This is a genomic window from Rhizobium sp. SVR5-2C, assembly GCF_056755115.1.
The window spans coordinates 1-263 of record NZ_JBNDHT010000430.1 but is presented as its reverse complement, the minus strand read 5'-3'; the positions used below and the strand labels follow the sequence as shown (position 1 = coordinate 263).

Sequence of the window (263 nt, the reverse complement as noted above, 5' to 3'; positions counted from 1 at the left end):
CGTCCAGCGTCATCGCGGGAAATCCGCCATGACTGCCATGTGCCTGGAGCCGCAAGAACCAAGGTCGCAACCCGATCGTAGACGGCTTCGACATGGCCGGTGACCGTGAGGTGGAGATCACCTGCCTTGGCAGACAACCGCGATCCATCATCAGCGCCAAGAGTACTGGTGGCCAGAACCTCCCCGGCCTTCGCCGGCCAGCGACCCGAGGTCAGCCGATAGCGACCTTGCGTGGCCGAACCTGCCATGGGCATCTCTTGGTA

1 protein-coding gene is annotated in these 263 nt (G+C 63.1%); it reads right to left on the bottom strand.

Annotated features, from left to right (window positions below; all coding sequences use genetic code 11):
* Nucleotides 1-248: hypothetical protein (locus ACPYOI_RS36395; protein WP_481424220.1), on the bottom strand; the 248-nt coding region annotated here is incomplete at its 3' end.
* Between the last annotated feature and the right edge of the window lie 15 nt (nucleotides 249-263).